This window comes from Streptomyces sp. NBC_00057 (assembly GCF_045041165.1).
Classification (GTDB): domain Bacteria; phylum Actinomycetota; class Actinomycetes; order Streptomycetales; family Streptomycetaceae; genus Streptomyces.
This window is the reverse complement of the sequence record NZ_CP108256.1, coordinates 8,616,901-8,637,327: the sequence shown is the minus strand read 5'-3', so window position 1 is coordinate 8,637,327 and position 20,427 is coordinate 8,616,901. Positions and strand designations below refer to the sequence as shown.

At 68.7% G+C, this 20,427-nt stretch carries 16 protein-coding genes and 7 pseudogenes; 11 read left to right on the top strand and 12 right to left on the bottom strand.

The genetic code is table 11. The annotated features are described in order from the left end of the window. Window positions 1-26: 26 nt before the first annotated feature. Together OG953_RS40645 and OG953_RS40640 are read right to left on the bottom strand one after the other, a co-directional pair. Entirely contained in the window at window positions 27-2,159 is a 2,133-nt protein-coding gene (locus tag OG953_RS40645) for a PQQ-dependent sugar dehydrogenase (RefSeq protein WP_405690894.1), read from the bottom strand. 59 nt (window positions 2,160-2,218) lie between these two features. Beyond that, complete coding sequence (locus OG953_RS40640; RefSeq protein WP_405690892.1) at window positions 2,219-3,181, bottom strand: hypothetical protein; 963 nt, start codon at window positions 3,179-3,181, stop codon at window positions 2,219-2,221. A gap of 392 nt (window positions 3,182-3,573) precedes the next feature. Between OG953_RS40640 and OG953_RS40635 the strand changes: the two genes are divergently transcribed. Next, on the top strand, window positions 3,574-3,930 hold the full coding sequence (locus tag OG953_RS40635; RefSeq protein ID WP_405690889.1) for an ATP-grasp domain-containing protein: 357 nt from the start codon (window positions 3,574-3,576) through the stop codon (window positions 3,928-3,930). On the opposite strand, the pseudogene OG953_RS40630 reads toward OG953_RS40635, so the two are convergent. From OG953_RS40630 to OG953_RS40620, 3 genes and pseudogenes are all read right to left on the bottom strand, one after another. Then, a pseudogene (locus OG953_RS40630) lies at window positions 3,899-4,126 on the bottom strand (transcriptional regulator); the annotation flags it as partial. The gene OG953_RS40635 and the pseudogene OG953_RS40630 sit on opposite strands and share 32 nt — an antisense overlap. Window positions 4,127-4,189: 63 nt before the next feature. Then, complete coding sequence (locus OG953_RS40625) at window positions 4,190-4,783, bottom strand: isochorismatase family protein (protein ID WP_405690887.1); 594 nt, start codon at window positions 4,781-4,783, stop codon at window positions 4,190-4,192. Window positions 4,784-4,855: 72 nt separating this feature from the next. Continuing rightward, window positions 4,856-5,395 (bottom strand): annotated as a pseudogene (locus OG953_RS40620) (hypothetical protein); the annotation flags it as partial. 124 nt (window positions 5,396-5,519) lie between these two features. Between OG953_RS40620 and OG953_RS40615 the strand changes: the two are divergent. The 5 genes and pseudogenes from OG953_RS40615 to OG953_RS40595 form a co-directional block, all read left to right on the top strand. After that, the gene (locus OG953_RS40615; RefSeq protein ID WP_405690885.1) at window positions 5,520-6,017 is read left to right on the top strand and encodes a nucleoside deaminase; all 498 of its coding nucleotides are present in this window, start codon (window positions 5,520-5,522) and stop codon (window positions 6,015-6,017) included. 758 nt (window positions 6,018-6,775) lie between these two features. Continuing rightward, a pseudogene (locus OG953_RS40610) lies at window positions 6,776-7,093 on the top strand (sugar ABC transporter substrate-binding protein); the annotation flags it as partial. A 70-nt stretch (window positions 7,094-7,163) separates the two neighbouring features. Next, window positions 7,164-7,465: pseudogene (locus OG953_RS40605) on the top strand (ATP-binding cassette domain-containing protein); the annotation flags it as partial. Between the two features lie 12 nt (window positions 7,466-7,477). Next, a complete protein-coding gene (locus OG953_RS40600; protein WP_405692369.1) occupies window positions 7,478-8,185 on the top strand; it encodes a hypothetical protein in 708 nt (235 codons plus the stop codon). Between the two features lie 844 nt (window positions 8,186-9,029). Next, window positions 9,030-9,458, top strand: a pseudogene (locus OG953_RS40595) (aminotransferase class V-fold PLP-dependent enzyme); the annotation flags it as partial. 285 nt (window positions 9,459-9,743) lie between these two features. Here OG953_RS40595 and OG953_RS40590 read toward each other — a convergent pair. Then, a complete protein-coding gene (locus OG953_RS40590; protein WP_093896711.1) occupies window positions 9,744-9,926 on the bottom strand; it encodes a DUF6480 family protein in 183 nt (60 codons plus the stop codon). 517 nt (window positions 9,927-10,443) lie between these two features. Between OG953_RS40590 and OG953_RS40585 the strand changes: the two genes are divergently transcribed. Further along, on the top strand, window positions 10,444-10,776 hold the full coding sequence (locus OG953_RS40585; protein WP_405692367.1) for a transposase: 333 nt from the start codon (window positions 10,444-10,446) through the stop codon (window positions 10,774-10,776). Continuing rightward, the gene (locus OG953_RS40580; protein ID WP_405690883.1) at window positions 10,661-11,590 is read left to right on the top strand and encodes a transposase; all 930 of its coding nucleotides are present in this window, start codon (window positions 10,661-10,663) and stop codon (window positions 11,588-11,590) included. Before OG953_RS40585 ends, OG953_RS40580 begins: the two co-directional genes overlap by 116 nt. Window positions 11,591-11,791: 201 nt before the next feature. On the opposite strand, the pseudogene OG953_RS40575 reads toward OG953_RS40580, so the two are convergent. The 3 genes and pseudogenes from OG953_RS40575 to OG953_RS40565 form a co-directional block, all read right to left on the bottom strand. Then, window positions 11,792-12,154 (bottom strand): annotated as a pseudogene (locus tag OG953_RS40575) (alpha/beta fold hydrolase); the annotation flags it as partial. 235 nt (window positions 12,155-12,389) lie between these two features. Next, a complete protein-coding gene (locus OG953_RS40570) occupies window positions 12,390-12,515 on the bottom strand; it encodes a hypothetical protein (RefSeq protein ID WP_405690881.1) in 126 nt (41 codons plus the stop codon). A gap of 744 nt (window positions 12,516-13,259) precedes the next feature. Next, window positions 13,260-13,628, bottom strand: coding sequence for a VOC family protein (locus OG953_RS40565; protein WP_405690879.1), 369 nt, complete (start codon window positions 13,626-13,628; stop codon window positions 13,260-13,262). A gap of 41 nt (window positions 13,629-13,669) precedes the next feature. Between OG953_RS40565 and OG953_RS40560 the strand changes: the two genes are divergently transcribed. Beyond that, window positions 13,670-14,455 carry a hypothetical protein gene (locus OG953_RS40560; protein ID WP_405690878.1) on the top strand — a complete coding sequence of 262 codons (786 nt, stop codon included), beginning with the start codon at window positions 13,670-13,672 and terminating at the stop codon, window positions 14,453-14,455. A 12-nt stretch (window positions 14,456-14,467) separates the two neighbouring features. Here the strand turns inward: OG953_RS40560 and OG953_RS40555 are convergent, their stop codons facing one another. After that, a complete protein-coding gene (locus tag OG953_RS40555; protein ID WP_405692365.1) occupies window positions 14,468-15,142 on the bottom strand; it encodes a DUF6233 domain-containing protein in 675 nt (224 codons plus the stop codon). Window positions 15,143-15,398: 256 nt separating this feature from the next. Here OG953_RS40555 and OG953_RS40550 point away from each other — a divergent pair, with 256 nt between their 5' ends. After that, window positions 15,399-15,845, top strand: coding sequence for a Crp/Fnr family transcriptional regulator (locus OG953_RS40550; RefSeq protein ID WP_405690875.1), 447 nt, complete (start codon window positions 15,399-15,401; stop codon window positions 15,843-15,845). 296 nt (window positions 15,846-16,141) lie between these two features. Here the strand turns inward: OG953_RS40550 and OG953_RS40545 are convergent, their stop codons facing one another. Then, window positions 16,142-16,549 carry a DUF2795 domain-containing protein gene (locus OG953_RS40545; protein WP_405690873.1) on the bottom strand — a complete coding sequence of 136 codons (408 nt, stop codon included), beginning with the start codon at window positions 16,547-16,549 and terminating at the stop codon, window positions 16,142-16,144. A 58-nt stretch (window positions 16,550-16,607) separates the two neighbouring features. Continuing rightward, a pseudogene (locus tag OG953_RS40540) lies at window positions 16,608-17,009 on the bottom strand (CBS domain-containing protein); the annotation flags it as partial. A 2,142-nt stretch (window positions 17,010-19,151) separates the two neighbouring features. Between OG953_RS40540 and OG953_RS40535 the strand changes: the two are divergent. Further along, window positions 19,152-20,420: an APC family permease gene (locus tag OG953_RS40535; protein ID WP_405690871.1), complete on the top strand. Its 1,269-nt coding sequence runs from the start codon at window positions 19,152-19,154 to the stop codon at window positions 20,418-20,420. Window positions 20,421-20,427: the final 7 nt, after the last annotated feature.

The following is a 20,427-nucleotide window of genomic DNA, read 5'->3' as shown; positions in this document are numbered from 1 at the left end:
GAGGAAGGTGATGGTGACGGAGTTGATCAGACCGTTCCAGAAGAGCCGGTCGGGGCGGTGCCCGTAACCTTCAGGTGACGGACGCGGCCCGCGTTGTCGAAGGATCCGAAGCCCACCCGGCCCGAGGCGAAGACCGGGTCGGTGGCCGTGATCAGCGGGTTCCGGCTGCCGTCCAGGTAGACGGCGGTCTCACCGGTGTCGGCGCAGTGGGTGAGGCGCACCTTGTGCCACCCGTCGTCCTTGATCGCCGGAGGTGCGCCGAAGGTTCCGTTCCACTGATCGTCGATGCGAAGCCGGTCGGCGTCGTTGACTGTGAACATACCGTTGTGCGGGTAGATGGTGTTGTCGCTCGACAGGTGCGTGTACTGAAATCGGGTGTCCGACTGATAGTCCCAGATGACAATGACGTCACGGTTGGTGATCTCGACGGGGGTGTCGATCCGTACCTCCGCCTCGACGCTGACGGAGGAGTAGCTCGGGCCCGCGGTCAGGACGGCGTACTCGAAGGGGCGGCGCGGTCCCGGGCGGGCGACGCCCGGCTCGGTCATGATCGTCTCCCGTGTCGTGTACGCCCACTTGGCCGGGGTGACCGGCGCCCAGTTGTCGGCCCCGGTGGTGTGGGTGGTGGGGGTGTTGCCGATCTCGCAGTCGGCGAAGGTGCGGGTCCCGGTCACCTTCCAGACCTTGCCGTTGGCCTTCGAGACGATGTACAGGCCGCCGCTGCGGTCGGAACCGAAGCGCAGGTCGACACGTTGGTCACCGGCGAGGTCGCGCATGGTGACCGTCTTCCCGGCGGACTTGTCGAAGAGCATCAACTGCTCGAGCGGCGCGAGGCCGGCGTCGCGGCGCATGTCGCGGGTGTCCGCGGCCAGGATCCGACCGTCCACGAGGTCGCCGAAGATGTACTTTCCGCGCAGCGCCGGCGCGTCCTTGCCGCGGTAGACGAAGCCTCCGGCAATGGCGCGGCCCACGTCGGACCGGCAGTTCCAGTCGGGTCCCGGGTCGTGGTCGTAGGCGGCGACCGGGTAGGTGTAGCCGTACTGGGCGTCGTCGGCGGGGAGGGGAAGGATGCGGGCGCACGGGTCGGTGGTCTTCTTGTCGAATGCGAAGGGACCCTCGCGCTCGCTCCAGCCGAAGTTGTCACCGGCCTTGACCTCGTACACCGACTCGATGGCGTGCTCGCCTATATGGCCGAGATACATACGGTGGCTGCCGCCTGCATCCCAGCTGAAGCGGTGCGGGTCCCGCATGCCTATCGCGTAGATCTCCCCGAGCGAACCGGGCTCACCGACGAACGGGTTGGACGCGGGGATGCCGTACCGGCCGTTGGCGCTGTCACGGCCCGCGGGGTCGATCCGCAGAAGTTTGCCGTGCGGGAGCGTCCGGTTCTGCGGCTCGCTGTTGCCGCCGCCCTGCCCTCCGTCGCCCACCGCAAGGTAGAGGAGGCCGTACTCCTTGTCGTGGGGCTTGGCCGTCGGGTTGAAGTCGATCTGCTGGATGCCGTGGACCTGGCCGGTGAAGCCGATACGCAGCACCTCGCGATGGGTGCCGTGAAAGACGGCCGCGGAGGGGTCGTCGGCGGTCCACTCGGTGATGACGCCGTGATAGGTGAGCGTGCCGGCCTGCTGGTAATCGGGAGTCTCGGTGGCCTGCGAGGCGAGTTCGGTGTGGATGGTGTAGAAGCGCCCGTTCGCTCCGAACTCCGGGTGGAATGCGGCGTATCCGAAGCCCTGGCCGAGACCGCGGCCCGAGAAGAAGTGCGGGAATGCCGCCTTGACGTCCAGGTAGGAGTGCGGGGTCCCCCCGGAGGTGCGCATCGCGGTGCCGGGGTCGGTGAGGTAGAGGGTGCCGTTGAGGTCGGGGGTCGCCATCCGGCCGGACCCGTCGGGGAGTTCATTGATGGTGTTGATCCGTGCGTGGCGCATCAGGCGCGGGTCCGTCGGCGCCGGGACGGGTTCCGACTTGGGGAACTGTGCGAACTCCTGCAGGACGAGACCCGTCCTGGACTGGACGGGCTTCTGCGGAATGGGGTCGGTCAGGGCGGCTGTCGCCGCAGCGGGCTCGTCGGCATGGGAAGGCGCGGCAAGACCGCCCAGGGCGAGGGCCGCACAGACGGCCACGGCCGCCCAGTGCCTTCGGTGTGTACGTCGTGACGCCATGCGGGTCCCTTCGGGCTGGCGTGACAAGTTGGGAAAGGACGATCCAGGGACGAGAACGGTCAGCTGCCCCGCGTCATGCGCCGGAACTCCGCCGCCAACGCTCCGGCCGGCACCGGGCGGTCCAGGAACAGAAGGTCGTCCATGCGGCAGTCGCAGGCGTTGTTCTCCCGGGTGTTCTGGGGGAAGCTGCCGCCGATCTTGATGCCGCGGGGATCAGTGGGCGAGGCGCGGTGGGGCGCCGGCGTGGTGGCGAGTTCCCAGGGGTCGCCCGGCGTGACGTAGAAGCCGTCCAGGGGCTTGCCGTCGCGGTAGAGGGCGAGAGTGCCGTCGCGGAAGTCGAACGTCGCGGCCAGGTGGACCCATTCACCGCGGGGCAGCAGTTCTTCCCAGGGTGCGCCGGCAGTGAAAGTCTGGGAGGCGCCGTTGTCCAGGCGTCTCCCCAGCGCGACCAGCTTCAACTCACCTTTGACCTGGATGAGTTCGAGCAGCGCACGCACCGCGTGACCGTCAGAGGTTCCGGACAGTACGCCGGCCAGCCCGATCGCGTTGTAGTGGTCGCTCGGGTTGGCCGTGTTGGAGTTGAGAGCGGGATTGTCGCCCGTCATCTTGAACCAGCCCATGACGGTGGCACCCCGGGCACTGCGGAAGGCTCCGAGGGACGACATGCCCTCGGCGTCCCAGGTCCCGGCTTTCCAGTCGTCGTTGCCCGCGGTGGCCGGGTTCTGCTGGCGCACCTGCAGGGCGGGCGAAGCGCCCGGGTACGCCTCGTCGACCACGCGCATCGCGGAACCGCCGTTGATCAGGCTGAGCGCGGTGCCGGACCGTCCGATGTCCTGCTCGCGACCGAGGTCGGCGGGGTCCGGGTGCCCGAAGTCGTACGCCACCACGGCCTGGGCTCGCAGTGGGGTGTGGGCGGTTGAGGGGCGGGCCGCCTGGGCCGGAAACGTGGCGGCGGCAAGCGAGGCGGTCGCGGCGAGCGCGGCGACGGCAAGTGAGTAGCGTCTGGTGCGGGGCGGTGCCATGCAGCCTCCCAGCGGTAGCGAAGGGGCAGTCGACCGGGGTCTCCGGTCGACAGAAAGCGCTTTCGTTCGCGGGCAGGGACCATGTAACTCCCTCGCGACGGCCCTGACAATGGGCGTGTACTCGCCAATTTTGTGGGGTCTTTCGGCGGCGGACTCCTTGCTGACGAGGATGCAGCCCGCGAGCGGCCCATCAAGGCACAGATGCCAAGCCGCTCACGGCGGTTTACGGGTGGCTCGCCCGAGTCCGGGCGGGTACGGCGGGTGGGTGAAGCGGTCTGGTGGGTGACCTCGCAGGCACCGGTCCACCCGCTGGACGGCATCGCCCCGGCTGCAAGTCATCACTGGAACCGTCAGTTGATGTGGAAAGCGCATACAGATCGGTGTATCGCGCCATGCAGGAGGTCAAAGGCGTTGCCGACGTGCCCAGGGCCGCGCGGGCGCCGCCGCGGCTTCACGCTCGCCCCGCATGGATCGAACCGGCCCGCCGCATCGCGGAGTCGTTCGACCTGCACCACCTGACGAACATCCAGTTCAGGTTCATGCGCGACGAACCGGTCCTGCTGAACGTCAACACCCGCCCGGCCGACGGCCTCCACCAGCTCGCCCGGTGCAGACTGAACGCCCCCTGGGCCGCGGGCCCACACCCGCTCCGGCCGGTACCACTGCGACCGTGCAACTCACTCTCCACGAGGAGCCCGGCAACAGCAGCGGACCAGCTCCCCGGCGCTGCAAGACGGGTCCTTCCGTGACCGCGTCGAGGGTCCATTGCAGGCTGGGATAGGGAATCCACCGCTTGGCGGAGCGGCGCCGCAGGCGCATGATCGCGCTGCTGCCGTCTGCGGCGCGTGCCAGGTTGAACAGGTGGGCGCGCTCGGCATCGTCGAGCTGGAGGGCGCGGGCAATCGCGCCCAGTACGCCGGCGGACACCCCGGCGAGGGAACCTCGACGTGGCCCCCGCCGGGCTGGCGAGACACCGGTGCACGTCGCGGCCTCGAACCGGTGCCAGAACTACTCCGGAACCGGCGCCTCACCGGAAACTGCAATTCCTGCCTTGCGGAAGTCGTTCAGCGCGGCAGCTGTTGTGTGCGGGGCGACGCCGACCGAGTAGTCGAGACGTACCCGTGCGCGAAATCCTGCCGCGACGGCATCCAGCGCGGTCGCACGCACGCAGTGATCCGTCGCGATGCCCACCACATCGACGTCCTCGACCCCACGGGCACGCAGCCAGTCCGCCAGGGAGGTTCCCTCCGCGTCCGCGCCTTCGAAGCCGCTCTTCGAAGCAGAGTGGGCGCCCTTGAAGAAAACGGCGTGCACCTTGCCGTCCGTGACGACAGGTGCGAAGTGCGGATGGAATTCACTGCCCTCGTTCCCTGCCACACAATGGACGGGGAAGCTGTCCTGGAAGTCCGGGGTCTCGGAGAAATGGCTGCCCGGATCGATGTGATGATCCCGGGTGGCCACAACGTACTGGTAGTCACGGCCTGCGCTCCGGTCGACCAGATCGGCGATCGCCGAGGCGACCCGCGCGCCTCCCGCGACGGGAACGCTACCTCCTTCGCAGAAGTCGTTCTGCACATCCACCACGATCAGCCCTCGGCTCATCACGAAGCCCTTTCAGAATTGTGGAACACAGGAAAGAACCGCTTCGGAAACCTGATCCGGCACGGGAACTCGCGGTGTGAAGCAGGTACCTCTGCGCCGCATGTCGTGCAGCGTCCGCTCGCTCACGAACACCCCGTGTTCCAGAGAGCGGATGCCTGCCCGGACCGCGTCGTCGCAGCCACGCTCGCTGTAGCCGTGGCACACCACGCCCTTGCCGCCGCGAGCGCTGGTGTCACCCTTGCGGAACGCTTCACCCGCCTCGGCGGCGGTGTTGAGGTGGATGTGCGCGTCCACGAGGCCCGGCAGCACCCAGCGGCCGTACGCGTCGAGGCGGGGCACGTCGTCGGGGACCTCGACCCGTGCCCGCGCCCCGGCCGCGCGTACCCGGCCGTCACGTATCACGACGACCGCCTCCTCTGTGACCTCACCGGTCGCAGGATCGAGCAGTGTGCCGCCCTCGACACGCAGCCGCTCACCACCGCTCACCGTGCAGCTTTTGGTATACAGATTCGTGATGAGGCACTGCTCAGCTCGTACCGCAGCCCGGGTGCGGGAACGCTCGAACGCCACCGCCGAGCGGCCGCTGCCGAACTGTCGGCGCCGCGCGGCGATGGACGCCGCCGATGGCTGCGATGCCTGACATCTCTTGGGCGCCTCAGGCCACGGCTTGGCACGGTGGGCGCCGTGGGATCCCCCCTGGCGGCGAGGGTGATCCCTTACACGTAAGGAGCGAGTCTTGTCATCTGCCGAACTGACCGGCGTGGAGCACCAGCACCTGGAGCGGGCCGTCCAACTGGCGGCCGAGGCACTGCGGGCCGGGGACCAGCCGTTCGGCTCTGTCCTGGTGAGTGCCGATGGCCAGATCCTCGCCGAAGACCGCAACCGCGTGCGCAGTCTCGGCGACAGCACGCGGCATCCGGAGTTCGAACTGGCCCGCTGGGCCGCCGTGCACCTCACGGCGGCCCAGCGGGCCGCGGCCACCGTTTTCACCTCCGGCGAGCACTGCCCCATGTGCTCGGCCGCACACGGCTGGGTCGGCCTCGGCCGCATCGTCTATGCCCACTCCGCGGCCCAGTTGACGCAGTGGCTGACCGAGCTGGACGTACCGTCATCGCCTGTGCGTTCCATGGCAGTACAGGACGTGGTACCCGGCCTCGTGATCCAGGGCCCTGTCCCGGCTCTGGCCGACCGTCTGCGGGAAATGCACCGCACTTTCCACCCGCCGCCCCACTGAGAGGGCTGTCCAGGTCCAGGCCGCAGCGGACGCGACCGGCGAATTCGACTGAGGTCTCCCGGCCGGCTCCACCACCATCGTGCCTCCTCATCATCCCGCAGCAGGCGTCCGCACCGACCCGCCGCCGACGCCTGCGCCAAAGTGGGCCGAAACATCAGAACACCAGGGCGGAACACCTTGGCAGAGCCTGCTCGCCCGCCTGGTGGAGGTGGTGCGGGAGGTGAGGGACCGGGCCGCTCGCGCGGTGGTCTCACCAGCGAGCTCCACCTGGGCGCGGACGGCCGCTGCCGCCCGCTGTCCCTGGTTGTCACCGGCGGGCAGCGGGCGGACTGCACCCGGTTCCAGACCGTGCTGGAGGAGATTCGCATCCCGCGGCTCGGGCCGGGCAGGGCCACGCAAGAAGCCCAACAGTCTCACGGCCGACAAGGCGTACGGCAACACCGCAGCAGCCGTGGTCATCCGGCTCCGCACAGGACCGCCCGGACCAGGCCCAGCCCTGACAACAGGGCCCGACCCAGACCTCGGTGTCAAGCACATGCACGCCGAGCCGGTCACGGATGATCCCGACGCTCACCGCGCCAGAGGTGAGCGGCTGCTTGCACCAGATGCAGGCGCGCCCCATGGACTGGTCCCACGTCGACGTCCCGGCGTCCCGGCTCGTCGTTGATCAGGTACGTGACCAGCGTTACGGGCGGGCACGGGCTCAACGCTCACAGATTCGTGAGCGTTGGCAGGTCATGGCGTGAGGGCGGCTACGCACGTACATCATCGACCAACTCGGCCTGGACAAGGACGAGAAGGGCCCATTCGACATCGAGCTTTTCGCCGGCTCCAACGACAACAACGACCGCTACTTCTTCAACGGCGCGATGAAGGTCCTGCAGCCGTACATCGACAAGAAGCAGCTCGTCGTCCAGTCCCACCAGACCGAACTCAACCAGGTCACCACCCTCCGCTAGGACGGCGGCACCGCCCAGCGGCGCATGGACGACCTGCTGACTTCCTCGTACGGAGGATCCAAGCGCCTGGACGCGGTGCTCTCGCCCTACGATGGCATCTCCATCGGCATCCTTTCCACCTTCCCCGCGCTCCGGACCTCTGCGCCCGAGCCGGGGAGGCCCGTCAGCGACAGAGAAAGGCACGACCGTGGCGCGACCCGTCCTGGAAATGCGCTCGATCGTCAAGACCTTCCCAGGAGTCAGGGCGCTCTCGGACGTCACCCTGACCACCGCCCGGGCGAGGTCCACGCCATGTTCGGGGAGAACGGCGTCGGCAAGTCGACCCTGCTGAAGGTCCTCTCCGGCGTCCATCCGCACGGCAGTTACGAAGGGGACATCCTCTTCCACGGCGAGCCGTGCCGGTTCAAGGACATGAGGGCGAGCGAGCAGCACGGCATCGTGATCGTCCACGACACGCTCGGCGCCGACGACCGAACCCGGCTGCGGGAACTGCTGTTGCGCATGGTCCTGGTGGTCGACGACGGCGGCCGTGCGGTGCGCCGCCGCGTCCCCGTGCGGGAACTCGACCGGGTCGCCGATCTGCTCGGACGGCTGGCCGCGGCCCGGCTCGTCATCGACCAGGACGTGGCACAGCTGTGCCACGACTCCCTGTTCAACGCCTGGCCACGGCTGCGGGACTGGATCGCGGACGACCGGGCCGGACTGCTCGCACGCCGAAGGCTCGGTGATGCGGCCGACGGCTGGCACGAGGCGGGAGGTCCGGAGAGCGGCCTGTACCGGGGCGATCAGCCGGCGTCGGCACGCACCCAGCTCGCCGGCAGCGGCGGCACCCTGCCCATGCGGCCCGTCGAGCGGGACTTTCACCGCGCGAACGGTCGCGCGGAGCACCGCACGAGAACCCTGCGCCGGGCCGCGGTCTCCGTCGTGACCGTGCTGGCTCTGCTCGCCACGACACTCGCCGTGCTGGCGCGCGACGCGCAACAGGACGCGGAAGGCCGCGTGGGACGTGCGCGGTCCGGCGCGGGTACGGTTGCTGGACACCGTCACGACCCCCACGGTGATGGCGGTCGCCGCCCACCCGACGCGGGATCTGCTGGTCGCGACCGGTGCGGAAGGAAAAAAGGCCTGGTGAACGGTGGAGGGCGGCCGCCGACTCAAGGGCGTCGAGCCCGAGGACGAGTGGGGCCGCGCATGGGGATACGGCGGTGACCTGCCTTCGCTGAGCTTCCGCCCGGACGGGGAAAGGCTCGCCGCCGCGGACAACGGGGCCGACGGGGGCTCCGGGAGACGGTCGAAACCGGTGCGGAGCTGCTCGGCTCCCAGGCCGAACTCGGGACGGCACGCGCAGGCGGACCTGCCCGGTCGGTCGCCTACAGCCCCGACGGACGCCATCTCGCCGTGGGCGACATGGAAGGCAGGGTACGCGTCTGGCCGCAGCGTGCTCCCGCGCCCCGGCTCCTCGGGGCCATGACCGACGGGGATCCTGGGACCAGCCCGATCAGCGACGACGGAACGCTCATGGTCGCCAATGGCACGGAGACCACCCAGGTCTGGAACCTGCGCAGCGCGGACACGGCCGAGGGGGCCGATCCGCGTCTGCGGTTCGCGCTGCCCAAACCGTGGGAGGCCCGTTACTTCCTTCCCGGGACCGATCGTCCGGTGCTGATGGCGCACCGGGCGGTGGACGGAGGGCACGAAGGACCACGCGTTCCGGCTGTGGGACTTCGGCGGGGATGCGAAGAGACCTCCGGTGCCGGGAGCAGAGATCCCGGTGAAGGCCCAGGACGTGCGCACGGCGGTGTCCGCGGACGGCAGGATCCTGGTTGTCGGCGGCTGGGCCACCGGCACGGTGCAGGGTGTGGGACATACGGGACGTCCGCCGTCCGGTGCGGCGCGCAACGCTCCCCCGCGGTGCCGGTCGCCGGGTGGGAGAGCCTGTTCTTCCTGGGCGACCGAGGGCTCGCGGTCGTGGACCGGAGCGAGCCGGGGCGGGGCGCATCTGGGCGGCAGAGAAGGACGGCAGATGGCGCACGCCGGCGATCGCCACATTGGCGCCGGGGCCGGCGCGGCAGTGGACTTCCTCGCCTCACTGGCCCTCGGGGCCGACGGCACCCGGCGGGAACGGCTGCTCGCCGCCTTCGTGGCGATCGAGGCCCATGAGGACGCCCTGAGGGCCCGTATCGAGCAGGGACTGGCCGACCTCGCGGACATCACCGTGCATTCCCGGGCCACGCACCGCACCCCCACCCTGCTGCTGACCCTGGCCGGCCGCAGCACCACCGCCGCCTCACAGTACTTGGCGGAGCGGGGCGTCGACGCCCCGGCCGGGTCCTTCTACGCACTGGAGGCATCCCGCCGGCTCGGACTCGGCGACGAAGGCGGACTGCGGATCGGCCTGGCCCCCTACAGCAACGACGAGGACGTCGACCGCCTGCTGGAGGCCCTCGCCGGCTTCCTCGGCACCACGCCCGCCGTCGGCTGACCCGGCCACGCCCGTGGACCCCGGCCCCTCCGTATCCGGCCGGTGCGGGCCCTCAGGACCTGCGCCGGTCCCGCCCGCGCACTGCTGCCGGGACCGGCTCTCCGCGTACGCTCAGACCAGCAGGATTCCGGTGCACGATACAGACGTTGGACTCTCGTCCGGTATTTTCCTGATGAAACAAGCTGCCACGCGCCCTGGGCCGAAGCCGGCCCGACCTGGAATCACCGGCCCGTCCTCGGGGAGGTCCAGGCGGATGCCCAGGTCACCGGCCATCGCTGGGGATGGTCATCCGTAGCCGAAGATCCGCGCGATGAAGAATGCGGCAAAGATGACCGACCCCAGCAGAACGAGTCCTGCCCATAGGGCGGGGTGTTCCCAAATGCCTCCGTCCGCGCGTTCCTGGTGGGCTTCACTGATGGAGCCCTCGGCAGGTGGTGTCTCCCCTGGGGGATTCAGTGTTATAGCCACACGTTTATTCTCTCTCGGCCGCATCCCGTTCGCATTGCGCGCAGGACTGTGGTCCTCCTTCCACGAGCGGCCGGGGACATAGCTCCGTAGCGGCGGTCACCGCGTCGGCCAGGTCTTCGAGTGCGGCAGGAGTGCGCGAGCGCGGCCACCACTACGCCATCGGGAAGCTGCGCCGGGCCACCACTGGTCGCCTCCGGTCTCAGCATCGGAGCGGCGGGCGGCCGGCCTGGCTCGCGAGACCTGAGTGCTGCGCCGGTACCTCGGTATCGAGAACGGCTCGGTTGTCTCGATCCGAACGGCATCGACGTATGCCTGAGCTCAGCGAGCGCAGCCTGGATGCCGTCCCGGCCGTCTTCGCTGAAGGCACCTCCGCACCAACCGGAGATTATTCCCCTCATGCCGGATCCTCCCCGCGCCTTCCCCTGACCCGTCAGGGCCTCACACGGTGTTAGGCAGCGCGGGCAGAGAGGATGGAAAGCGATGAGCGGCCCGGTCTGCACCCACAGCAGTTGCCGAGCTGGGTGCCGAGCCCGGGGAGGCTCAGGATGATCTCGGCGTCCGGAGGGCGTTTGCCGTCCGGGGACGTCCGGCTGTCTCGCCGGGGGCGTTGGCTTTGGTGTCGGTGTTGCAGTACGCGGAGGGGCTGACCGATCGGCAGGCCGCTGACCAGGTGCGGGCCCGGATGGACTGGAAGTTCCCCCGCGGCTCCGGACTGGCTGCGCGAGATCGAGGCGGTGCAGGTCCTGCGGGTCTCCTGGGTCCAGCAGTACCACCGCGACGAGAGGGGGGTGCGCCGGCGGGAGGGCAAGGATCTCCCGCCGGTTCATCACCGGTTGTGCTCGCCCTATGACACCGATGCCCGTTACGGGATCAAGCGCGGCTCGGGCTGGACCGGCTACAAGGCCCACCTGACCGAGACCTGTGAGCCGGATGCGCCGCACGTGATCACGCAGGTGGCCACCACCGATGCCGTGGTGGCCGGCACTGAGATGACCGAACCGGTCCACCAGGCGCTCGCGGAACGGGAGTTGCTGCCGGACGTGCATGTCGTGGATGCCGGCTACACCACTGCCGCCCTGTTCCTGTCCGCGACCGAGCGGGGTATGGAACTGCTCGGCCCGGCCCCGCACGACAGCAGCCACCAGTCCCGAGAGGATCAGGGCTTCTCCCGCGCCGACTTCACCATCGACTGGGACAACGAGAGCGCCACCTGTCCAGGCGGGCACCGAAGTTTCGAGTGGTGGGAACAGAAACACCACCGCAACGGCACTCCGGTCCTCAAGGTGTTCTTCCCCGCCGAGCACTGCCGCCCCTGTCCGAAGCAGACGTCGTGCACCAAGCCCCCGTCCGGACGCCGGGGCAGGGGCATCACCTTCCTGCCCCGCGAACGGCACGAGGCACTCGAAGCCGTCCGCCAGACCCAGGAGACCGACAATTGGAAGAACCGTTACGCGATCCGGGCCGGGGCCGAAGGCACGATCTCCCAGGCCGTCCGTGTCACCGGCCTGCGCCGCACCCGCTACCGCGATCTACCCGCGACCCGCCTCGGCCACGTCTTCGCCGCCACCGCGCTCAACCTCATCCACATCGACCGATGGCTGACCGGCACCCCACTCGGCGGCACCCGCACCTCCCGCCTCGAAGCTCTGATGCTCGCGGCCTGACCACCCGAATCACGCATTCCTCAGCAGAGTCCTTCAGGCGGGGATTCCCTCCGAAGAGAGGGATGGATTACATGTCTGCGATGGCGAGTTGGGGCTGTTGGCGTAGCTCGTCCGGGTGATCTCATGGGAATCCGTCCTCCAGGACAGCGGACTGTCCGTAGAACAGCCAAAAGGACAGGGTCAGATCACCGGCTCCGAACCGGCGGAGATCCAGACGAAGAAACGCAGGCCCACCTTCTCCAGGCCGCCGGGGTCGAGCAGCGTGACCGAGGCAAGACGGCCGGGCCTGCGGTGCGCTTGGTTGAGGGTGAGCCATCCGCCGTAGGAAGAGTCGACCAGGTGCGCGCGGTCGAGCCCGAGCCCGGCAAGCGTCTCCTCCAGCCACTGTGCGGCGCGTTCGGGTTGATGGATGGGTTCGTGCTGGACGCTGTGTCCGGGATCGCCTGGCGTGTCGATCGCATAGACCGGGCAATCGGCGCTGAGGGCGGGGGTGTTCGGGTACCACATAGCAGAGCAGGAGCCCACTCCGTGCACCAGGGCGACGGGGGTGCAGGACTGCGCAGCCCGCCGAGGGAGCCCTGACCGAACTCCTCCGGCAGGCGCAGGAGGACAATCTCATCCGGCCCAGGTCATTCCAGACCAGGGCCCCTCCGCGTGTTGAGTCCGTGTTGCCCCGGCGTACCTCTGCCGGCGAGAAGGACGGCGAGCGCACGAGTAACGTGCCGCCACCCCGGGGGCGGGGGTGGCGGCACGCAGCAGATCCGGGAGGGCCCGCGTTCAGTGGCGGGCGGGGGTCAGGTCAACGGCGGCGCCCACGGTCGTCGTTGCGGTGGTCGCGGTCACGGCCCCAGGACTCGGTGTCGACGGTGCGGCCCCGGTCGTCGCGCAGCGTGGCCCTGTCGGAGTAGTTGCCGCGCAGGACCAAGGCCGGATGATGGTGCGGGATGACGGCAGCAGCGCCTGCGGTCTCCGCGTCCGTATCTGCGCCTGCACCAGGCTGGCCGGCTCGGCCGTGTCGTCGACCCAGTCCGCCTCGAACAGGCTGGCCACCAGGGTGTCATGTTAGGCCGACAGCTGACCCGCCCGCTTGTTCATGCGTGCCTTGGCAAGGGTGCGCAAAGATCTCTCGGGCCGATGCCGGACAGTCCCGACCGTCACAGCAGGCCCGCTCAGATCCGGAGCGCCACACCGAATGCTGAGCCGGCACATGGGCCCATGCCCTGCGGAGACGTCCCCTGCGATTCGCACTCGGCGTCGGCAGCCCGGACAGTGGAGCAGGCCCGTTGCCGAAGAATTACCGGGCGCCGGAAACGCAAGGGCCGGCCAGAAAGTCCAAGCGACCGCGCACGGGATTCCATGGCCACAGACACTCTCAACTCCTTGGTTCCATCGTTGAATTGATCCGATGTATCTCTCACCCGCGCCGTGGTCTTCTCGGCCGCGACGGCTTCCTTCGCAGCCGCCCTCTTGCGGGCCGCATCTCGCGCACGGTCGCCTCTTCGCCGTGCTCACTGCACGCCTCCTTGGCCGCTATGACCGAGGCGTTCAGGGCGGCCAACAGGTGCAGGACCTTCGCGGACTTCCGCTCCTCGCTCTCGGCCGGCTCAGTGGGGCCTCGTCCTCCGCCTTCACCTCGATCCTCAACGCGACTGCCAGCGGTGTTTCGACGTCAACCTCTGGTCAGGCAGAAGGGATGCCCGGCCGGGTCAGTGAAGATCCGCCACCTGTCTCCGCCCGGTTGGTGCTCCGGCTTGGTCGCGCCCAACTCCAGTAGCAGGGTCTCGGCCTCGTCAAGGTCATCGACCTCGAAGTCGAGATGGACCTGTTGTGGCACGGTTTGGCCAGGCCAGTGCGGAGCCTGGTGGTCATCGACCCGTTGGAAGCCGATAAAGAGCCCGTCCTCGCCGGTGAGGCCAGCGAAGTCACCGTCGGATTTCAGGTGAAGTTCGAGCCCGGTGGCCTGCCGATAGAACGCGGCCAGCGCCTCGGGATCGGCACAGTCGAGTGTTATCGCCGTAAGCTTCATCTGCGGGGGCATGGCAACTCCGTGACAGCCATCATGCTGTGGGTTCGACTAGCGTGGCGTCACACCGTAGTGATCAGCTCCACGCTTCGCGACCTGAATTACGTCAACGCCGCGCCGCAGCGCAGAGTGAAAGCCCCACGGCCACGCAAGATACGACGGAGCACTGGGGCAGAGAAGCCTGCATCCGCTGCTCTCCCCTGCGCCCGGACCAGGCCCATCGGGCACGACTGGCCGACATCCACGACAACCTGATCGCCCGCATCGCCGGATCGGAGCGCGAAGGCCGGCTCGGCGAGGTCGAGGGCCTCCAGGTCGGCCTCGCCGGAGCAAAGCAGAAAATCGCCCAGCTCGACAACCTCATCGCCCAATGCATCCGTGTTCTCCACGACGCTGTACTGCCTATGCTCCATCCCATGCGCAGTGTGTTCGTGTTCCCCGCAGGTGAAAGAGCTGAGACCGTCGCCTCACTCGATCGGCACCTGCCCCAGCAGCGCGATCCGTGGAATCTGGGCGGCAACCTGTACATCGAGATCGACGATGAGCAGACCGGCTGCCTCTTCTCCGACTGGGATTCCGACGACGTGGCAGTCCTCGAAGCGACCATCGGACACCACCCCACCTGGGCAGTGCAGATCGACATCTCCGGGCGGATCGACGGCACCTCAGAGGTTCACCAGCTGGTAGCGCTGCTGCTTGAACACGGCGGCGTGGCAACCGACGACTATTCAGCCCACCCCTGGCCCCTGCAGGAAATCAAGTCTGGAGCAGTGAACGACGGTCTGCGCTTCTACGACTTTCGTGCCTACCACGAACTCAACCGCGAGCAAGGACGCTCCTGAGTCGATCGCCACTCACGCGCAAGTTCGGAAAAGTGACCAGGCCAAACGAGATGACACCGGTCCACAAGGACCGTGGCATGCGTATCTCCAGGCCCCCTGGCGGTGTGGGCCGGGAAGCGGACCGGAGCACCGGGGAAGGGTGCCGACCCCGCACAGAGGTCGGGGCGCAACCGGACCACCGCCCGTAACCCGATCCTCGCGCCGGGCGGGTGTGATCGCATACGGAGACACAGCGCACCACAGCAGGCCGAGCGCATAGTCCGAACGACAGAACCTGCAGGCCAGGGCACTGTCCTCGTTGAGCAGGCTCACGGCCTGATCGCGAGAGTTGGCCTTGCCCCGTGCGCCAGACGTCCGGCAGAAGCCTCGGTGGACGCCGATGATCGCGCGGCGGCCTTCGCAACGACCTGCTCGACCACCCCAGTCCGGGGTGGGGGGCTGAGTGCGGCAAGCACGGCCTGGCGTTCTTCCTTCTTTCCGCCGGCGGCGGGTACGCGCTGCGAGGTCCCGCGCGTGGACTCGCTCCAGGAAACGGAGCGGCTCAGCCGTGAGACGCGATCGTTCATATGTTCGATTGCAGGCCTTGAGGCAGCCCAAGACCTCCGCCCGGCGGCAGGAGAACGTGGCTCCGAAGGCAGCAACGCTGCTCGGCCGCCGGAACAACGCTCGTTCCGGTGGTCGGCGCATCGCCAGACCCGGTTCAGGTAGGGCGTCACGGTCCGGTCTGTCGCGTACTTCTGCCGTGGTGGGGAACAACTCCCTCTACGAGAGGTCGCCAGAACCTTGTGACTGCACGAGCCGCCGCGCTCTGGGCCTTTCCTCGTGTATCGCCTCCCATGGAGTCGTGTACTGCAGCATCGAGTACTGCAGCATCGAGCGAATCCGTTGGACGACATGAGGATTCCGCCCTCCGCAGAGAGCCGCTCCTCGGAGGAGTACTCCGATGACCACCACACTCAAGATCACGTCCCTGCCGCGCGCACACCGTGACCATCTCCTGAGCCTTGCCGACAACGTCTGGTTCCCCGCGGCACGGCGACTTTTCGAGGAACACACCATCGCCGACCGCTTCTGGATCCTGAAGACCGGGGCGGTGACCCTCGATGCACAGCTTCCTCACCGTCGTCGCGCGGAAATTGAAACGCTGGGGCCGGGCGAGCTGATCGGACTGTCGTGGCTCTTCCCGCCCTTCGAGTGGGAACTGGGCGCCGAGACATTGAGCCCCGTCCGCGCCTATGAATTCGACGCTCCCCAGGTCCGGGCGCTGTGCCGGTCGGACCCCGGGTTCGGATTCGCGATCAGTCAATGGGTCGGCATGGTGCTCACCCGACGGCTGCACGCGACGCGCGGTCGGCTGCTCGATCTCTACGAAGCCGCCGCGCGGGCCTGAGCCTGTCCGTGAGGGTCAGGCCGGTTTCCAGATGCTCACTGCTCTCCTCCAGGCGATGAGGCACGGAAGACCGTCGCAGCTCACACGGACCTGCCGAGAGCTGGGCTGTGGGCGCGTTCTCGTGATGCCGCGATCTCCGCTTACGCCTTGTCGCGGCTTTCCCAGCGGGATCCCTCGACGGAATTGCCCTGCCAAGAGCCGGCTCAGGTCCCTGGGGGACCTGTCCGGCGTCTCGGCGCTGGGCGGCGTACGCGTGAGCGCTTCGTCCGTGCGCGACAGCACTGCCCCGGCGAGGATCAGACACGTGGCCGGTATCCCAGTGCCCTTGCGATCTCTCCAGCGTTCGCATACCGGTCGTCCGTGGGAAGTTCTCGCACCGCGTCCATCAGCACGTCCGGAGCGTACGCGCCAGAAAGAGCGCGCAAGAGGGACGCGCGGTCCGCAGGGAAGACCGTGCGGCTCAGGCGACGCGCGAGTTCAGCTCTGATTTCCTCGGCCTCGGCCTCGGCGCGCGCCCGCTCTCGTTCCTCACCAGGTGGGAGAACGGGGCCGCCCGGGTCAACGTGCACGTCGTCGTCGGCGGGAGGCTCGGGGTCGTACGCCTCGTTTGCGTGAGTGGTGTGGCCGGACCGCAGAAATCCCTGCAGTTCGTGCTTGCGCTGATCGTCCTCATGGGGGCTGAGACGGCTGCTTCCTCGCTCCATGGTGGGGACACCTCCTCGCCGGTCGGATGTGCATCCGCCCGGGCAGTTCTTGGACAGCGGCTTCAAGCAAGTCCCCGACGGCCGGGGCGGGCAAGGCGCGGGCGACATCTGCCTGGGCAACCATGCCGACCAGGGTGTGGCCGTCGATGACAGGCAGCCGACGCACCTTGTGGGTACTCATCGTGCGCAGACCCTCCCGTGCGTCGTCGCCCGCGCCGATGGTGACGGCTTTCCCCTGAGCCAGTTCACCGACGATGGTTGCCACGGGATCCTTGTCGGCCGCCAGAACCTTGGTCACGATGTCACGGTCGGTGACTACTCCCTTCAGGCGCTCGCCCTGACCACGCATGGGCAGGGCACCGACTCCCAGCTCCGCCATCCCGTGAGCCGCGAGCAGGACAGACTCGTTTGCGCCGACACACTCGGCGTTGGGGGTAATGATTTCCCGCGCGGTGGTTATGAGGGACACGTCCCTTCTCTTCTATTGGGTCGGAGCCTCTGCAACCGGGCTGCCGGGCGCCAGAGCCCCACCGTGCAGAGCCGCAAGAGGAGGCGCGCAGCGCACACTGCACGGCGTACTCCACGATGTCCTCGCTCCCGCGAAATCCTTGGAGCACCATCCCCGGCCGTCTGCGGGGCGGATGCGAGCGACTGGTGGAGCAGAGGGCAGTCGATTCCACCCAACTGCGCGGCCCGTACGGCCAAAGCCGCCCCGTTTCCCATTCCCAGGTCCAGCGCAGCCGCCCGTGGTTCCAGGTTCCCTTCTGAAGACTCCGGTCGCCTCTCGAGACGACCCGCCTGCGCACCTGGCCGGCCGGAGCACCTTCTGGTCCTGGCCGCTGAAGAAGTCGGGGCGGCGTGAGGGGTTCGGCTCGATCACTGTCGATTCCAGCCCGGGGCAGGCTGCGGCTGTTCCGCGCTGAGCAGCTGGTCGTATTCAATGGGTGGGCCGCTTCCGTGCGGGCGGTACGTAGGCAGACACACGAGAATACAGATGTGCGCCATGTCACACCGGGTACCCTGATCACAAGCCGGACGCGCCTGGCCTGAAAGCTTCCTCCCAGCGTTCATCCACAAGTTCGGTGGCGCACGACGCAAGGACGAGAGCGATGACCACAGAACCCTCCCCTGAAGATCCGGGGCCCGTCCCCAGCCAGCCGGATCCAGTGCCACACGACCCGCAATCGCCGTCCGTGCCAGGTCCCGGCGAACCCGAGCCTCAGCCGGACGCGGAGCCACCCCCGGCGCCGGGTCCGGGCTCCTGCCCCGTCCCCGAGCCACCCGACTGACCAGAGCGCTCCTGCCCGCGGCCGTGGGGGCTCGCGTGAAGAGTCGCGTATTCGGCAAGACGCGGACCTGGACGATCACGCTCAGTCATCACTGCAGGGGTCGTCGCCTGGAGGACGAACTCGCGGGTTGCGAAAACTCTCCCGCGTTGCGGAGGGATGCCACTCTCATGCACGTCCGCGACGAGGCTCCGGCTCGGCCTGCCCTGGCGGCATCCATGCCCGTGGCTCCCCGCACCAGCGGGCCGGACCCCACGCGCCGACATGTGACCGGGGACCCGGCCGCACTCTGCCGCATGACCGCTCATCAAGTACGGCAGATATCCATCGAAACCCAAACGAACGCGTCTGTCCAGCGGCGATGACCTGGACTTCGCAGCCGTTGCTCCGGAGGCTGCAGAAGGTAACGGGGAAAGCCCCGCCTGGCTCACCAGGGCGCTGACGCAGACCCTGCATGAAATCACCGAACGTCTCCTGGAACCACGACGGTTACGGTCCAACCCGCGAGTGATCAAACGCAAAATGTCCAACTGGGCACTCAAACGCACCGAACACAACAACCCGCCTCGCCCGGACACCCCCGTCGTCACCCTCGTCGAGCCCACCAAAACAGCCCCAACCCCACGAGTGAAGCCCTAAAACACCGGTATTGCATCTGGTCAAGTTGACGTGAATCATCCACATGGCTGCGTGCGGGTGTCAGGGGTCCCCGCCTCGCGGGAGTCCCCGGAGGCGGCCGGCGACCGAATGTCCGACCGGAATGACCGCTCAGGCAGATGGTCGGGAGCCCCCAGCGCGTCCCGTGATTGAGTTCATGCATCGGCCGGCCCGACGCGCTCCCCACCATGCCGACCCCGGCTGCCAATACACATCGATCGAGCTCACAACGCGCCTGATAAAAGCGTGAGTTGAGGCATCCGTGGCATCCATGGGGCCAGTGGGCGACAGTTAAGACTGTGAGGATGGAGTCACCGTCGCCGGGGCGGCCTGACTGGTGTTAGGACTGCCCCCTCGGGTGTCCGGGCTGTTGATCCGGCAGCCACTCCGGCGGCGGTCTTGATGCGGGCCGCCGGCCGCGCGGGCAGTGCGCCCGAGCAGTCGAAGTCTTCGACATTCTCGAGGACGCCGCGAGCGTGCGGTTCGAGTTCACGCAGCTCAAAAGCGGTCGGAGCGACCTTGGCCAGTGCAACACCTATGGTGCACGGACCGCGTTCCGCAATTCCCGGCAGCGTCGCCTACTCGACACCTTGTTCCTATATCGTGCGCCGATATCGGAGTCCGTAATGGCTCGTGGGGCCGTGGTCGAGGGGTGAGCGATGGGAACAACGGCGGCGTCCGCCGCGGCGGGGGAGCTTCGGCGGCATCTGGGTGTGTTCGACGCCGTGGTGATCGGGCTCGGGTCGATGATCGGCGCGGGGATCTTCGCCGCGCTCGCCCCGGCTGCCGGTGCGGCGGGCTCCGGACTGGTGCTGGGTCTGGCGCTGGCCGCGGTGGTGGCGTACTGCAACGCCACCTCCTCCGCCCGCCTGGCCGCCCGCTACCCACAGTCGGGGGGTACGTACGTCTACGGCCGCGAGCGGCTCGGGGACTTCTGGGGCTACCTGGCCGGCTGGGGCTTCGTGGTCGGCAAGACCGCCTCCTGCGCGGCGATGGCCCTCACCGTCGGCTCGTACGTGTGGCCCGGGCAAGCGCACGCGGTCGCGGTCACCGCGGTGGTGGCGCTGACCGCAGTGAACTGCGTCGGCGTAGAGAAGTCCGCGTGGCTGACGCGAGGGATCGTCGCAGTCGTCCTGGCCGTGCTCGCCGCCGTGGTCACTGCATGCGTGAGCGGCGGCGCGGCCGACACCACGCGGCTGGACGTGGGGGCGGACGCCAGCTTCGGCGGGGTGCTCCAGGCGGCCGGGCTGCTGTTCTTCGCCTTCGCCGGCTACGCGCGCATCGCCACCCTGGGTGAGGAGGTCCGCGATCCCCAGCGGACCATCCCCCGCGCGATCCCGACCGCACTCGGCATCACCCTGGTGGTGTACGCGGCCGTCGCCGTGTCCGTGCTCGCGGTGCTCGGTCCGGACCGGCTCGCCCACACCGCCGCCCCGCTTGCCGAGGCCGTACGCGCCGCGGGCATCCCCGGACTTGCCCCGGTGGTGCGGGCCGGGGCGGCCGTCGCGGCGCTCGGCTCGCTGCTCGCGCTGATCCTCGGTGTCTCGCGCACCACGCTGGCGATGGCCCGCGACCGGCACCTGCCGCACGCCCTGGCCGCCGTCCACCCCCGGTTCCAGGTCCCGCACCGCGCCGAGCTCGCGGTCGGCGCCCTCGTCGCAGTCCTGGCCGCCACCACGGACGTGCGAGGAGCGATCGGCTTCTCCTCCTTCGGCGTGTTGGCCTACTACGCCATCGCCAACGCCTCTGCCTGGACCCTGCCCCCCGCCGAGGGCCGCCCCGCCCGGATCGTGCCGATCGTCGGCACGGTCGGCTGCCTGGCCCTGGCGTTCGCCCTGCCGCTCGCCTCGGTGCTGTGGGGGGCCGCGGTGATCGCGGCCGGTGCCGCCGTCTACGGTCTGCGCAAGGCCCTCACCCGCCGCGCCTGAGCGGCGG

What these genes read in the sequence shown, in the direction of transcription:
- OG953_RS40550 (WP_405690875.1), top strand. Translation starts at nt 15,399, where the DNA reads ATGACCACCACACTCAAGATCACGTCCCTGCCGCGCGCACACCGTGAC.
- OG953_RS40640 (WP_405690892.1), bottom strand. Translation starts at nt 3,181, where the DNA reads ATGGCACCGCCCCGCACCAGACGCTACTCACTTGCCGTCGCCGCGCTC.
- OG953_RS40625 (WP_405690887.1), bottom strand. Translation starts at nt 4,783, where the DNA reads ATGAGCCGAGGGCTGATCGTGGTGGATGTGCAGAACGACTTCTGCGAA.
- OG953_RS40535 (WP_405690871.1), top strand. Translation starts at nt 19,152, where the DNA reads ATGGGAACAACGGCGGCGTCCGCCGCGGCGGGGGAGCTTCGGCGGCAT.
- OG953_RS40555 (WP_405692365.1), bottom strand. Translation starts at nt 15,142, where the DNA reads ATGCGCCGACCACCGGAACGAGCGTTGTTCCGGCGGCCGAGCAGCGTT.
- OG953_RS40565 (WP_405690879.1), bottom strand. Translation starts at nt 13,628, where the DNA reads ATGCCCCCGCAGATGAAGCTTACGGCGATAACACTCGACTGTGCCGAT.
- OG953_RS40645 (WP_405690894.1), bottom strand. Translation starts at nt 2,159, where the DNA reads ATGGCGTCACGACGTACACACCGAAGGCACTGGGCGGCCGTGGCCGTC.
- OG953_RS40545 (WP_405690873.1), bottom strand. Translation starts at nt 16,549, where the DNA reads ATGGAGCGAGGAAGCAGCCGTCTCAGCCCCCATGAGGACGATCAGCGC.
- OG953_RS40635 (WP_405690889.1), top strand. Translation starts at nt 3,574, where the DNA reads ATGCAGGAGGTCAAAGGCGTTGCCGACGTGCCCAGGGCCGCGCGGGCG.
- OG953_RS40600 (WP_405692369.1), top strand. Translation starts at nt 7,478, where the DNA reads ATGGTCCTGGTGGTCGACGACGGCGGCCGTGCGGTGCGCCGCCGCGTC.